Here is a 13,861-nt window from a genome sequence, read left to right as displayed (position 1 = left end):
GTGTTCGGCATCATCGCCCGTAATCTTCTCAAGGGGTCCCGCAGCGAGGCTGTGAGCGAACCGGGCGACAGGGCTGTGCAGGATTTGCTGGCCAAGCTGCACGCTGCGGCGCGGCGGCGGCTGGGGCGCAGCCTGGCCATCCGCCAGGTGGATGCCGGGTCCTGCAATGCCTGCGAACTGGAGATCCAGGCGCTCAGCAATCCGCTCTATGATCTTGAACGGCTTGGCCTCAGCTTCGTGGCATCGCCCCGTCACGCCGATGTGCTGCTGGTGACGGGACCTGTCACCGCCAATATGCGTGAAGGTCTGCTGAAGACCTGGGAGGCGACGCCGGACCCGAAATGGGTGGTTGCCCTCGGCCAGTGCGCCATCGACGGACATCTGTTCGCGGACAGCTATGCGGTCGTTGGCGGTGTATCGCAGGTCCTGCCGGTGGATCTGGTCATTCCCGGCTGTCCGCCGCGGCCGGCGGACATTCTCGCCGGGCTTCTGGCCCTGATCGAGGCGGAAGGGCGGCCACAAGCGGGTGTGGCCGCTTCGACGGCGGGTGCCGACAAAGGTTAAGGCCGCAAGCTGGGGAGCGGCGGTTCCTGGTCCGGTTCTGGAGACGTTACGGTGGCCGTGCGTGCGGGACTATCGTCGGGCTGTGCCGGTGAGCGTGACGGTTTGCGGCGGCGGTCCAGCGAGGCCAGCAGTGTCCTGACGGTCGGATCGTCGCCATCCACGGCCAGGGCGCGCTCATAGTAGAGGCGCGCCAAGTCCCATTGGCTGCGCCGTTCGGCATTGCGCCCCCAGACCCGGTAGGTTTCGACCATACGGGTCTTCAACGCGGGAATGGCCGGGTGACCGGCCTCCAGCGCGGCGATGGCATGGACCACCTCAAGGGCATTGTCACCCTTCGGCGTCGTTAATTGCCGCTGATCCACCAGCTCCTCAGCCTTCTGGATCAGATCCCGGATCAGCGCCGCGCCTTCTCCCGAATGGCGTCTGCTGTCGCCCAGAGGGGCACGGGGACCGGGAACGGCCGGCTCCTGCGCCTCCGGCTGATCAGGCGATGCGGTGGTCGACACCATGCTGTCCGGGGCAGACGGGGTTGCCACGGGTGGCGGCGGGACAGGCGCTTGCGATACCTCCACCGTCATGTCATCGGGTCGCTCCTCAGGGGACAGGGGCGCCGCCGGCTGGGACGGGCGGATCGGCACCGTCGTCGCCAGAGGGGCGGCCGGCGGCGTGGCTTGGCTTGTCGCCGGTTCCGTGGAAAGAGGCAGGCCGTATTGTTGTGCCAAAAGCAGCAGATCCGTCCTGTCCCGGGTCGCCATGACCGTGCCGGCGATGGTCAGGCAGGTGGCTGCCAGCCCGAACCAGAGCAGACCATGGCTGCGCCGGTGCCGAACCTGCTGGAGACCGGCCCGGCGTTGCGCCTGCAACACGGGGCGCTCTCCAGGCCCCGGCGGAGGAAATGGAACCTCAGCCCGGGGAGCGGACCTTGCCGCTGGCAGAGAAGGAGCTGGAAGATCCGGCGCCAACGGCGGTGTCGTGTCGCCAGGACCGGCCCTCTCGAGACGGTAGAGGGTTCCCACGGCCCGAACCATCGGCAGCAGATCGGCCTGCTCCAAGCGGTGATCCAGCTGCGCACCGCCTGCGAGAAGAATCTGCAGAAAGCACCCCTGGCCGCTCAAGGAGCCGCTGAGATCGGCCAGATCCCGCAGCGTCTCGACAGGAAGCTTGTCCGCATCCTCGATCATGAGGATGCCCGTGCCCGCCTGATCGAGATGGCTTTCCAGCTGTACGACCACATCGTCGAAGCCGAGGGCGGCGCCCGACCTGCCCAACAGGGTGCGCCCGGCAACTTCGACCAGATCCTCCACGGTAATGCCGCTGCTGGCGGTCACGGTCAGGACCATGGACCCGTCGGCGGCGATATGGTGGGCCAGCCGAGCAAGCAGCGCCATCCGGTCATCCGGACACTCACCAACAAGAACCAGCAGCCGACGCCGACCGATAACGGCCAGAAGAAGACCACTGAAGATGGCATCATCATCGATCGTGCTGGACGTTTCGTCGGACTCGAGGATGGCCAACGGTGCGTTTCGCATGTCGCGACCGCTCCCAAACAGTTTGCGCCAGATCGGAAAACACCGGGCGCGCCAGATCGGCAACGCCATCCGGTGCCGGGTGCCAGTGTAGAGGAGGGGGCGGGGGTATGGCTGCGGCGCGTCCGGTATGAAGGCCCGTCCATTGGAGGGGGCGGTTGCCCCTCCCGTCAGACGGAAACAGACGCGAAGGACCAGCCCCGTCACCTGACGCGAATCCGTCCGGTCCGCGCCGTTCGGCCATTGGACCTAGAGCCGATGTCTCTGCCTCATGGCAGATTGCGATGGTCCGCAAGGTCTGGCAGAAGCGGTTCCAGGCATCCTGTCGTGGCACAGGCTCGACCGGGTCGGGACGGAAACGCCCGAAAAGGGCACATGGACCATAAGCGATGAACAGCCGGGCGGCGTGTTTCCCATCCGGTTTTCAAGGGCGGTTTTCAAGGGCGTGCTGGCGGCCTTTCCGGAGGGCGGCCGAGCCGCAATATGGGAAGACATGTGGAACGACAGAAAACCCGTCAGCCGGGATCAGCCGCCCGCTTCTTTGCCCGCGGGGGACGGGGCAGCCATCAAAGCCCTTGCCGCTGATATCGCCCAGCGCAGGCCGGTGCTTTTTCTCGACTATGACGGCACGCTGACCCCCATTGTCATTCGACCGGACGCCGCCACGCTGCATCCGGACATGCGGGTCCGTGTCCAGAGACTGGCGGCCCGCTGTCCAGTGGCTGTCATCAGTGGCCGGGATCTTGAGGATGTGCGGACCCTGGTCGGACTCCCCGGACTGATCTACGCCGGCAGCCATGGGCTTGATATCGATGCACCGTCTGGACGCGCGCTGCTGGGAGAGCCGTTTCGTCCCGCGCTGGAGCGGGCAATCGCGCGGCTTCAGGGGGAATTGGCGTCTGTTCCCGGCGCTCTTGTCCAGCCGAAGCGGTATGCCGTGACGGTCCATACGCGTGAAGTGGAGCCGGGTGACAAGCCCATCATCCATGACATCGTGCGGGAGGTTCTCGGTCGGGAACCGGAACTCCGGTATATGGCGGGAAAAGAGGTCCACGAGTTGCGCCCTGCGTTCGACTGGGACAAGGGCAAGGCCATCCGGCATCTGCTCGATACCGAAGGGATGTCGGCCCATTTTCCGGTTTTCATCGGCGATGACGTTACCGATGAGGACGGTTTCCGGGCGGTGCGGGAAATCGGGCTGGGCATCCGCGTGGCGGAAGAGCCAGCGTCAACGGCGGCCCGGGTCACTTTCCCCGACATCCCCAGCGTAGGCGCGTTCCTCGATCATCTGGCCGATGCGCTGGGACGGCTTTCTCCCTGAGGGGTCAGGGGGCCGTTTTCGGCGGATAGGCCGGCATCCGGTGGCGGGGATTGGCCTTCTCATCCAGGTCCGGTTCGGGTGTGCCGCCGGGAGAATAGGGCGGCAGTCGGTCTGATCCGGGATGGCGGGGGGATGGTGGCCGGGGCCTCTGTCCTGTCTGGTCCGGAGCTGTCTGGTCCGGGCGCGGAGCGCTGGATGATGTGGGTATGGTGGCCTGAGTTGACATGGTCTGGCTTCGTTTGCACCTGAGGGTTTATTGGCCAACCGGCAGGCTGCGCCGGATGTCATCGGCGGGGTGCCAATCATGACAAACAGTCTCCAAACGGAGCGGTTCCAGTCCACCCCTAAACTCCCCCCGATAACGGATGACGTACATCGGAAGCCCGCTCATGTTCATCTTCTCCGTTTTTTCGGCATGGCGATGCTGCATTTACACTGCGTCATCAGTGTTCATGACGAAAACATGAGGAATCCATGGGACTGTGGAAAGCGTTGCGGTCGTGCGTCGTTGCCGTGGCGATCGCCGTCAGCGGCTGCTCCGCCAGCGCACCGCCGCTGGAAACGACCTCCGCCGGACCGATCGAGACCGATGTCTATCGGCTCGGTTCTGGTGACAATCTGCGTGTCATCGTCTTCGGACAGGATCAGCTGTCCGGCCAGTTCGCTGTCGATGGCTCGGGTCGGATCGCCATGCCACTTGTCGGCGAGGTGATGGCACGCGGGCTGACCCCACGCGAACTGGAGGCGAGCCTCAGCAAACGTCTTGCCGAAGGCTACATCCGTGATCCGAAGGTCAGCGTGGAGGTCTTGAACTTCCGGCCCTTCTATATCATCGGCGAGGTCAACAAGCCGGGTCAGTATCCCTATGCCAGCGGGATGACGGCCCTCAGTGCCGTGGCCGCCGCCGGTGGGTTCACCTATCGCGGTCGCCAGGACTATGTCCTGATCACCCGCACGATCGATGGCAGAAAGGTGGAGCGGTCTGCACTGCCCGAGACGCCGATCCTGCCGGACGACGTAATCCGGGTGCCCGAACGCTTCTTCTGATGCGTCGCGGCGGATCAGAGCACGGGAGCGTCTCCATCCGTTTCCTGACTGCAGCCCGCCCTGTCGAGGACAAGGCATGAGCCGGAGCGGCACCGCCCGGCTCATCGCCTCGGCGGTCTGGAACACGGGCGATCTTCAGGAGCAGTGGCGGCATCATGCGCAGCTTTTTCCGCAAACGTCGTGGCCAGGACGAGACGATTCCGCCATTGGAGACGTCATCGATCGACATCCCGCCTTACACAGTCGCACCGGCGCCGCCCTTGCGCCCGGCGGAGACGCAGCGCCCCTTGTCATCGGGCGCCCGGCCGCCGACGCCGATGCCCGAGATTTCCGAACCACCGCGACCGCGGTTCCGGCACGCCCCTCCGGAACCGACGTCTGTTCCTGCCGAGGAGCTTCCCCGCTTCGCCTTCTCCGTGACCCATGGCATGCGGCCGGCCACCGTTTCAGGGATCGAGCCGGAGGTGGCCAAGGTCCTGAGGGAGGCCTTCACGCCGACGCGCCCGAAGCGTGAGGTCAATGCCCTGTTCGTCGGACGGCTGGGTACCATCCGCCGCATCATCTCCGCTATCGAGGAGGAGCGTGCGCATGTGGTCCTTTATGGGGATCGGGGACGGGGCAAGACCTCGCTCGGCAATGCGGTGGAGCAGATTGCGGCACAGGCCGGCTACCTTCCGACCAAGCTCACCTGTTCAGCCGAGCTCGGTTTCGAAGAGATGTTCCGGACGCTGCTGAAGCGGGTGCCGTCGGGATATCTGGGGGCTGACAGTGGTGGCTACGCCGGAACGCGGAACTTCGGCACTGCCGATGAACGCCTGCCACCCGGCTCTTTCACCGTGACTCAGCTCGTCGACCTGCTCGACGAGATTTCCGGCACGCATGTGCTGATGATGCTGGACGAGTACGACCGTCTCCAGAACGAGGATGTGAAGAACAAGCTGGCCGAACTGATCAAGAATTTGAGCGACCGTGGTTGCCAGGCGACCCTGTTCATTATCGGCGTCGCCGAGAGTGTCGATCAACTCCTGGGCAAGCATCCCTCAATCCAGCGCTCTCTCGTGGCCGTCCATCTGCCGCCCATGAGCGACCGGGAGATCGAGCGCATCATTCTCTCAGGCTCGGAAATGGCCGGCCTGACCTTTTCGGCGGAGGCGCGCCGGATCATCGTCGGGCTGTCGAAAGGACTGCCCTATTACGCCCAGCTCCTCAGCCTTCATGCGGCCCGGACCGCTGTCGCCAGAGGCAGCCGTGACGTGGAACGGGCGGACATGGCGGACGCTGTCCGACGCTGCACGGAAGAGGCGGAGCGGGCGCTGCTTGAGATCTACCATCGTGCCGTCGGCCCGGATGAGGGCCGGGTCGCCGACATCCTGTATCTCGCGGCGCAAGCGGAATACGACACCTATGGCAGCTTCACACCTGCCGATCTGCAGGCGGTTCGACCCGCACAGGGGGAGCGGATGCCGTCCATGGACGTCATCGATGCAACGCTTGACCACCTTGTGGACGGGCAGGCCCCCGTTCTGGAGCGGGTTATTCTGCCCGGCGGATACCGTTTGCGATTTCGCAATCAGATGATGCGGCAGATCATCCTGCTCATCCAGGCTCCCAAACGGGGATTGGTCTGAGAGCAGCCCGTCCTGAAGACGACGATGACGCATGGCCCCACGGTCTGCCGGCCATCCTGATGGCGGTTATTGCAGAGGACAGGGCTCCGGATCGAACCTGCCCCGAACTCTTCCTTGGCATTCCCCCTAAAGTAGAAGATTGCTGGTTATAGGCCAGACAGACGGCATAGACCGCGTTCGGAGCCGACCGCATATCCAAGGATGCTTTCGCGCCGCGCAGCCGATTAAAACACCACTGTGCGATATTTTTATTGCGTGTTATCGACTATTTTTAATTCCGTCTTTAGAAAATTAATTGAAAGAATTAGGTCTTATGTGGCCTTGAGCCGCCTGGCGACGCTCCGAATTGGCGAGCGGGCGCCCCATGCGTAGCCGGCTTCCTGCCAAAAATCCAATAATTCACAGTTCATCACGGACTTGATTATCACTTTTACTTTGAAGAGTAATTAAAACAGAAAATTCGAGGCATGAAATCCGATATATATCGAAAGCGTTCTGAGTTTAATGCCTTCGAGAGATATTAATCCAGATAACCACGCGGTATTTTTCACCCGAAAGAGAACGACGGATTAGAACGTCGCGCCGGGAGGCAGGGGGAACGCACCCTGGCGGTCTTAAACAGAAGACTATTGGATCAACAAATTACCAAATCTAGCGCGGGAGCAAGAGCATGGAGAACGTTACGGCATTCCTCATCGACGCGAATAAGCTCTTCCGTGAAGGTCTGAAACGCCTGCTCGATGAATCGCCTTTTCAGATCATTGCCGAAGCCGGGAATGTTCGTGAAGGTGTGCAGATTGCGGAGCAGGGGCTGAAACCTGACCTTGTCCTGCTCGATCTGGTCAATGGGGGGGAAGAGGAAGCGGAAGCCATGCGGCGTCTTCGCCATGTGCTGCCCAATTCCCGCATGGTGGTCCTGACGACTGATCTGTGTACACGTCGCTTGTCCAACGCGCTCGAAGCCGGAGCCGATGGGTACCTGATGAAGGATCTGTCGTCGGATGCGCTGACCCAGTCCTTGCGGCTGGTGATGATGGGGGAAAAGGTTTTTCCGACGCATCTCGCGGCCTTGCTGATCAGCGGGCGCGTCAACGGCAATGGCCTTGAGATGCCAGTGTCGCGTAAGGGATTGTCGCAGCGGGAGATTCAGATCCTCCGCTGTCTGCTGAACGGCGACAGCAACAAGATGATCGCCAACCACCTGAACATCACCGAGGCCACGGTCAAGGTCCACCTGAAGAGCCTGCTGCGTAAGATCAACGCCTCCAACCGCACGCAGGCGGCCATCTGGGCGCTGAACAATGGCATCGGCGGAGAGTTCTCCGGTACGGGGGTGCCTGTAGCGGCGGCCGGCTAAGAGGATCGGAACACACGGGTGGCGTTGATCGGCCCACCCGCGTCTCCAACCCCGCCTGTCCCACGGGCGCATCCTGTTGCTGATGGGCAAGGGGGGCGTGGCGGGCACAAGTCCAGACAGGCTGTACTTGCCAATCGGCCGGGGCGGAGCCTTGGCCGATTGGTGTTTCCTGCCTTGGGTAGGCTCATGCTGGTCAGCCAACAGCAGGTGACGCTGTCAGAGGATCGCCGCCTTGCTTCAGGCGGAGCGGACTTCAGTCCCAGGATCCGCCGAGCGGCCGGTTTCGCTCTGCCGAGCGGCCGGAAGCGCATTCTGCTGCCGTGCGGCGAAGACGCCGGCTTCCGTCCTGTTGCGGAAATGCAGCTTGGCCAGAACGCTGCGGACCATCGACTTGATGACGGCTTCGGAAAGACCGAGGCGTTCGGCGATGGTCCGGTTGTTCAAACCTTGCCCCAGCAGTTGGAGGCAGCGGAACTCGATGTCGGTCAGCCGTGGCAGCAAGGTCAGACGGATCTCATCCACGCCCAGGCGCGAGAGGAATTGCTTAGGCAGGATGCAGTGCCCCTCCACGCCCAGTTCGATCAGTTCGTTGGCGCGGCTGAGATTGATGTCCTCGAAGACCCAGGCATCGGCAAAGGCCAGAATGTGGGCGGCATCCAGCAGTTCGCGGCTGCTGAGGATCACGATGATACGACTGCGCCGGGACAGGCGCAGATAGACCATGGGTTCATTCTCGCGCAGGGCGGCGAATTGTTGGACATCGATCAGGATGACGTCAGGCGTGGACGTGGCCTGGCTCAGTTCCGTGATGTCCTGGCAGACAGTGACCCGATGCCGCCCCTCCCGATCCAGGGAAGCAAGAAGCTGGCTGGCGACGAGTTCGTCTCCGGGGACCAAACAAACATGCATCGTGTTCACCTTGGCCCGGCGGGGCGGCTTTTGGGCAGGCTCCATGGGGCGGCTATTGTGGGCATCCATGTCGTCGCTCTTCGATGAAGATGTTCGCCAAGCGTGAACAATTGTGTGTTTCCGTTGCTTCCGTGACCCAAGAGAAGTCAAACGCAGTGCGTAATACGTCCGGGTTGGCAGTTGCTTTGAAATTATGACTAATTTTGTTTCCGCAACTGCTTTGAACGATTTCCAGTGCCTGTGTATTGAATACATGGCAGACATGATACTCAAGGCAGGCAAATGGTTAATCTGCTTTATGTCGTGATAGCCCGTAGGTTTTTCTGGGCCGAATGGGGGATATCATCCCCTCTTCTGCGTAAAGGCCTGTCTCGTCCGCTGGCAGCGGCTTGGGCGCTATCGTAGAACGTGCAGGTGTCGGCGAGCGCTTTTACCAACCAAAGCGGCCACCTCAGCCTTCACCTATCCGCAAGAATGTAGAGTTTTCTCTTGCATAAAATTGTATGAAAGGTGACATGGGTTCTATATCGGACCGGCAACGGTCTTATCCCGTCCGGGCCGGAACGGACGGGCTTCCGCAGGAAATGAGCCATATGCACCTTTACATTCTCGACCATGATCCGTCGGTCCGGACCCGTATCCGCCAGATCCTTTCATCCCTGGCCGAAGTGGAGGCTGTTACGGATATCGCTGCAGCAGGCGATATTCAGACAACGAAAATAAAGGGAAATATTCCCGTTATGGTGGCATCCGCTGCGGCTTTGGGGCGTGGGGACATCCAAAAGTTGCTCCGTCTGGATCCACATCTGGCGGTGATTGTCGTTGGCGGCAACGATACCGAACGGATGCGGGCGGCCTTCAGCGAGGGGGCCCGGGCCTTCGTGCGCAAATCCGAGTTGACGGAGGAATTGCCGTCGGCGCTGGAAATCCTTGCCGGAGGGGGGATCTATCTGCCGCCTGTGATCGGCATGCGGGCCGGCGGGGAACCGCTGATGACCACGGCCGGGCCGGTGCCGGCAGGCTTCTTCCGCGAGGATGGGGCACAGCAGCTGACGCCGCGGCAGCGGGAAATCCTCAGCATGATCCGCGATGGCTACAACAACACGGAGATCGCCGAGGCCCTGGACCTGACGGTCGGCACCGTCAAGATCCACATCACGGCCATATTCAAGGCGCTGGGGGTACGCAACCGGACCCAGGCGACCATTGCTGCGGAGTGGCTGGACCTGCCGAAGCATGGCAAGGCCCAGGGGTAATCCACCGCCCGTTCGAGGTTCTGGCCGCTGCGTCATGACCGTGCCAAGATCCGCCGTCAAAGGACGATGGGATATCTGGTCCGGGAGGATGAAATGGCGGCTCAGACGCCTCTCTGCGATTTCGGCTGGAAAGCCAGGGATTTCCGCCTGACCGGTACCGATGGGCGGCAGTACGGGCTGGAGGATGTCCGCGGACCGGCGGGTCTGCTGGTGATGTTCATCTGCAATCACTGCCCCTATGTGAAGGCGGTGATCGACCGTCTCGTGCAGACAACCGGCCAACTGGCACAGGCGGGGATCGGCAGTATCGCCATCATGTCGAACGATACCGAGCGTTATCCCGACGACTCGTTCGAGAATATGGCACGCTTCGCCGCCGAGCACCGCTTCGGCTTCCCCTATGTCATCGATGCGGATCAGGCTGTGGCCCGTACCTATGGCGCGGTCTGCACGCCGGACTTCTTCGGGTTCAATGCCGACCTCGAGCTTCAGTACCGTGGCCGCCTGGACGCATCGCGCGTGCAGCCTGTGCCGGATGCCGAGCCGGAGTTGCTCAATGCCATGCTGAAGGTGGCGCGCACGGGGCGCGGCCCTGTCGATCAGATCGCCAGTATGGGCTGCTCGATCAAATGGCGCGAGGGGGTGTAATCCTACCGTGCCTTGACCCGGAGGTGGGGGTCTGCTATCCGCGGCCTTTGACAATTCTGACCGGCGCGTCCGCCGGGGGTGATGCATGTCCGATATTTTCCGCGAAGTCGATGAAGATCTGCGCCGGGATCAGCTGACCCAGATCTGGAAGCGCTACGGGTCTCTGATCGTCGCCGGTGCTGTCCTGCTGGTGGTGGGCGTGGCCGGCTATGTGGTCTGGGAGCGCTGGCACAAGGCGCGGATGGAAGAGCGGACCTCGGCCCTGGTGCAGGCGATGCAGCCCTTGCGCCCTGCCGAAGGCAAAGCGCCCGATGCGGCGGCAGCCATTGCCAATCTTGATGCGGCGACCAAGCAGTTGACTGGAAGCCATGCGACATTGGCCCAACTGCAGCAGGCTGCCCTGTTGGTCCGCGACGGCAAGATCGAGGCGGCTGTATCGGTTTATGACCGGATTGCCGCCGATGCGACGGCAGATCGGCAGTTCCGCGATCTGGCCGCGCTTCTGTCGGTCACGCATCGCCTGGACAGCGCCGATCCTGGACAGCTCCAGGCCCAACTGTTGCCTCTGACCGCGCCCGACAATGCCTGGCGTTGGTCGGCGCGGGAATTGTCGGGACTTGTTGCCGCGCGCCAGGGCGATACAGCCCGCGCCCATGATCTTTTCCGCCAATTGGCCGATGATCCCGAGACGCCGCCGGGAACCCGCAGCCGCGCGTCCGAACTCGCCGCCCTCTACCAGCCGTCGAAATGAGCAGCATGGTCAACCAACTCTCCAGTTCCCGCCCGACCTTCCCGGTGTCCAAGCGCGCCGCTGCCGGGCTTCTGGCCTGCCTCCTCCTCTCCGGTTGCGGCATTGGCGACTGGTTCAGTGGCGATGATGATGGTCCGAAGCTTGGCGGCAACCGCATCTCCGTGCTGCAGCTGGATCGGCAGTTGGAGGTCGATGCCCAGGTCAGCGCGTTGCAGGTGGACCTCCCGCCGGCAGAGGCCAATGCCGACTGGTCGCAGCCGGGCCGCACGCCGACCCATGCCATCGGTCATCTGGCCTTGCCGGACACGTTGCGCGAGGCCTGGAGCGTCTCGATCGAGGGCAATGGGACGGGGACGCGCCTGCTGAGCGGACCGATCATTGCTGGCGGCCGCGTCTACGTCCTGGATACGGATTACGACCTGCATGCCCTCGACGAAAGGACCGGTCGGTCGGTCTGGGTGCGCAACATGCGCCGCGAAGGCCAGGAAGGCGAAGCCCTGGGCGGCGGCGTGACCTTCGGCGAAGGACGCCTCTATGTCACCACCGGCTTCGGCGAGGCGCTGGCGGTCAACCCCGACAATGGCGATGTGATCTGGCGTCAGAAGATCGCCGGCCCCATCCGCTCGGCCCCCGTGGTGGCCGGCGGCCGCGTCTTCGTTGTCGCCAGCGACAACCAGTTGATCACCCTGGCGGCCGACAGCCGTGTGCTGCAATGGTTCCACACCGGTCTGGTGGAGTCGGCGGCCTTGCTCGGCGGCTCCAGCGTGGCAGTGGAAGGAGACACGGTGGTGGTGCCGTACTCCTCCGGCGAAGTCTATGCGCTGCGGGTGGAGAACGGCCGGCAGAATTGGCAGGACAGCCTGTCGACGCTGCGCCGCGGGGCGACGCTGTCCAGCCTGTCGGACATCCGTGGGCTGCCGGTCATTGATCGCGGGCAGGTCTTCGCAGTCAGCTACAGCGGTCGCATGGCCGCCATCGACCTGCGGACGGGCCAGCGCGTCTGGGAACAGGATGTGGGCGGCCTGACCACGCCGGCGGTCGTGGGCGATTGGGTCTTCGTCACCACCAGCGACTCCCAGGTCGTAGCCCTGACCCGCAATAGCGGGCGCGTGCGCTGGATGAGCCAGCTGGCCCAGTATGAGGACCCGGAGGACCGGAAGGACCCGATCATCTGGTCCGGCCCGCTGGTGGCCGGCGGCCGCCTGATCCTGGTGAGCAGCACCGGCGAGATGGTGGAAATGTCCCCCGCCGACGGAGCTGTGATCCGCAAGCGGGAATTGCCGGACCCGGTGACGGTTCCGCCTGTTGTCGCCAATAATACCCTGTACATTTTGACCACAGATGGCGAACTGGTCGCCTATCGCTGACGGGAGACCCGCTGTGGCTTCGGCGGAACGCCGGTTGACGGTTGCCATTATCGGGCGGCCCAATGTCGGCAAATCAACCTTGTTCAACCGGCTGGTCGGCAAGAAGCTGGCCCTTGTCGACGACACGCCCGGCGTTACCCGCGACTGGCGGGCCGGGGAAGCGCGAGTCGGCGGAATCGAGATGACCGTCGTGGATACGGCGGGTCTGGAAGAGGCCTTCGACTCCAGCCTGGAGGCGCGCATGCGCCGCCAGACGGAGCAGGCCATCGCCCGTGCGGACGTGACGCTGTTCCTGATCGACGCCCGAGCCGGCGTGACCGCACTGGACCGGCATTTCGCCTCCTGGCTGCGCCGCGGCGGCACGCCGATCATCCTGGTTGCCAACAAATGTGAAGGCGCCGCAGGGCGTCCGGGCCTCGTGGAAGCCTTCGAACTGGGATTGGGAGAACCCGTTGCCCTGTCGGCCGAGCATGGCGAAGGGCTGGCCGATCTGGTTGAGGCGCTGCTGCCGTTCCTGCCGAAGGACGAAGAGCCCGAGGCAGAGGAAGCCGAGTCCGCGTCCGCCGACATGCTCTCGGCCGAGCAGGCCGCTGCCACCGGGGCGGACATGCCGGCGGAGCCGGAGCCCAAGGCGCTGCAGATGGCCATTGTCGGCCGCCCCAATGTGGGCAAGTCGACTCTGCTGAACAGCCTTATCGGCGAGGAGCGGGTCCTCACCGGGCCGGAAGCCGGCATGACCCGTGATGCCATCGCCGTCGAATGGACCTGGAAGGGACGTCCGATCCGTCTGGTCGATACTGCGGGCCTGCGCAAGCGGGCGCGCATCGAGGCCAAGCTGGAAAAGCTGGCGGTCGCCGACACCTTGCGTGTGATCCGCATGGCCCATGTGGTCGTGCTGGTGCTCGATGCCGATGCGATCCTGGACAAGCAGGACCTGACCATCGCCCGTCTGGTACTTGACGAGGGGCGTGCCCTGGTCATCGCCGTGAACAAATGGGACGCGGTGGAGGACAAGCAGGCGGCCCTTCAGCAGCTCAACGACCGGCTGCAGACCTCGGTAGCCCAGGCGAAGGGGATCGCCACAATCACCATCTCCGCCCTGCGGCAGCAGCGGCTGGATGAGTTGCTCGATGTGGTGGTTTCCACCTATGGCCTGTGGAACCGTCGTATCCCGACGGCACAGTTGAACAAGTGGCTTCAGGGCATGCTGGAGACGCATCCGCCTCCCCTGGTTGACGGCCGTCGCCTGAAGATCCGCTATATGACCCAGGTGAAGAGCCGTCCGCCGACTTTCGCCATGTTCGTCAGCAAGCCCGTAGAGATGCCGGAAAGCTATACCCGCTATCTCGTCAATGGTCTGCGGGAGGCATTCGATCTGCCCGGCGTTCCAATCCGCATGATGCTGCGGAAGACGGGCAAGAATCCCTATACTGACGCATAAGGTCCCAGGGTTCCGGTATTCGTACCGTATCGCGGGTCACGCC

Annotated in this window: 12 protein-coding genes; 10 read left to right on the top strand and 2 right to left on the bottom strand. The window is 63.3% G+C overall.

The window, feature by feature from the left end:
- On the top strand, positions 1-564 hold the full coding sequence (locus DK368_RS01175) for an NADH-quinone oxidoreductase subunit B family protein (RefSeq protein ID WP_114391716.1): 564 nt from the start codon (positions 1-3) through the stop codon (positions 562-564).
- Here DK368_RS01175 and DK368_RS01170 read toward each other — a convergent pair.
- The gene (locus DK368_RS01170; protein ID WP_155524437.1) at positions 561-2,165 is read right to left on the bottom strand and encodes an AAA family ATPase; all 1,605 of its coding nucleotides are present in this window, start codon (positions 2,163-2,165) and stop codon (positions 561-563) included. The two genes, DK368_RS01175 and DK368_RS01170, sit on opposite strands and share 4 nt — an antisense overlap.
- Before the next feature lie 199 nt (positions 2,166-2,364).
- Here DK368_RS01170 and otsB point away from each other — a divergent pair, with 199 nt between their 5' ends.
- The 4 genes from otsB to DK368_RS01150 all read left to right on the top strand — a co-directional run bounded on the left by otsB (position 2,365) and on the right by DK368_RS01150 (position 7,446).
- Positions 2,365-3,414 (top strand): trehalose-phosphatase, encoded by a 1,050-nt coding sequence (gene otsB, locus DK368_RS01165; RefSeq protein WP_114391714.1) that lies wholly within the window; start codon positions 2,365-2,367, stop codon positions 3,412-3,414.
- Between the two features lie 474 nt (positions 3,415-3,888).
- On the top strand, positions 3,889-4,461 hold the full coding sequence (locus DK368_RS01160) for a polysaccharide biosynthesis/export family protein (protein WP_114391713.1): 573 nt from the start codon (positions 3,889-3,891) through the stop codon (positions 4,459-4,461).
- Positions 4,462-4,616: 155 nt separating this feature from the next.
- Positions 4,617-6,089: an nSTAND1 domain-containing NTPase gene (locus DK368_RS01155; protein ID WP_155524436.1), complete on the top strand. Its 1,473-nt coding sequence runs from the start codon at positions 4,617-4,619 to the stop codon at positions 6,087-6,089.
- Positions 6,090-6,759: 670 nt separating this feature from the next.
- A complete protein-coding gene (locus DK368_RS01150) occupies positions 6,760-7,446 on the top strand; it encodes a LuxR C-terminal-related transcriptional regulator (protein ID WP_114391711.1) in 687 nt (228 codons plus the stop codon).
- Positions 7,447-7,683: 237 nt separating this feature from the next.
- On the opposite strand, the gene DK368_RS01145 is transcribed toward DK368_RS01150, so the two are convergent.
- Entirely contained in the window at positions 7,684-8,424 is a 741-nt protein-coding gene (locus DK368_RS01145) for a helix-turn-helix transcriptional regulator (RefSeq protein WP_240002279.1), read from the bottom strand.
- 524 nt (positions 8,425-8,948) lie between these two features.
- Here DK368_RS01145 and DK368_RS01140 point away from each other — a divergent pair.
- The 5 genes from DK368_RS01140 to der all read left to right on the top strand — a co-directional run bounded on the left by DK368_RS01140 (position 8,949) and on the right by der (position 13,818).
- Complete coding sequence (locus DK368_RS01140) at positions 8,949-9,611, top strand: response regulator transcription factor (RefSeq protein ID WP_240002278.1); 663 nt, start codon at positions 8,949-8,951, stop codon at positions 9,609-9,611.
- A gap of 93 nt (positions 9,612-9,704) precedes the next feature.
- A complete protein-coding gene (locus DK368_RS01135; RefSeq protein WP_114392068.1) occupies positions 9,705-10,259 on the top strand; it encodes a thioredoxin family protein in 555 nt (184 codons plus the stop codon).
- Positions 10,260-10,344: 85 nt separating this feature from the next.
- Positions 10,345-11,010 carry a tetratricopeptide repeat protein gene (locus DK368_RS01130; protein ID WP_114391709.1) on the top strand — a complete coding sequence of 222 codons (666 nt, stop codon included), beginning with the start codon at positions 10,345-10,347 and terminating at the stop codon, positions 11,008-11,010.
- The gene (locus DK368_RS01125; RefSeq protein ID WP_114391708.1) at positions 11,007-12,377 is read left to right on the top strand and encodes an outer membrane protein assembly factor BamB family protein; all 1,371 of its coding nucleotides are present in this window, start codon (positions 11,007-11,009) and stop codon (positions 12,375-12,377) included. Before DK368_RS01130 ends, DK368_RS01125 begins: the two co-directional genes overlap by 4 nt.
- Entirely contained in the window at positions 12,352-13,818 is a 1,467-nt protein-coding gene (gene der / locus DK368_RS01120; RefSeq protein WP_114391707.1) for a ribosome biogenesis GTPase Der, read from the top strand. The genes DK368_RS01125 and der overlap by 26 nt, the downstream gene beginning before the upstream one ends.
- The last annotated feature ends 43 nt before the right edge of the window (positions 13,819-13,861 follow it).

The organism is Oleisolibacter albus, from assembly GCF_003336875.1.
Taxonomy (GTDB): Bacteria; Pseudomonadota; Alphaproteobacteria; order Azospirillales; family Azospirillaceae; genus Niveispirillum; species Niveispirillum album.
The sequence above is the reverse complement of the archived record's forward strand: the minus strand, read 5'-3'. Positions and strand labels throughout refer to the sequence as shown.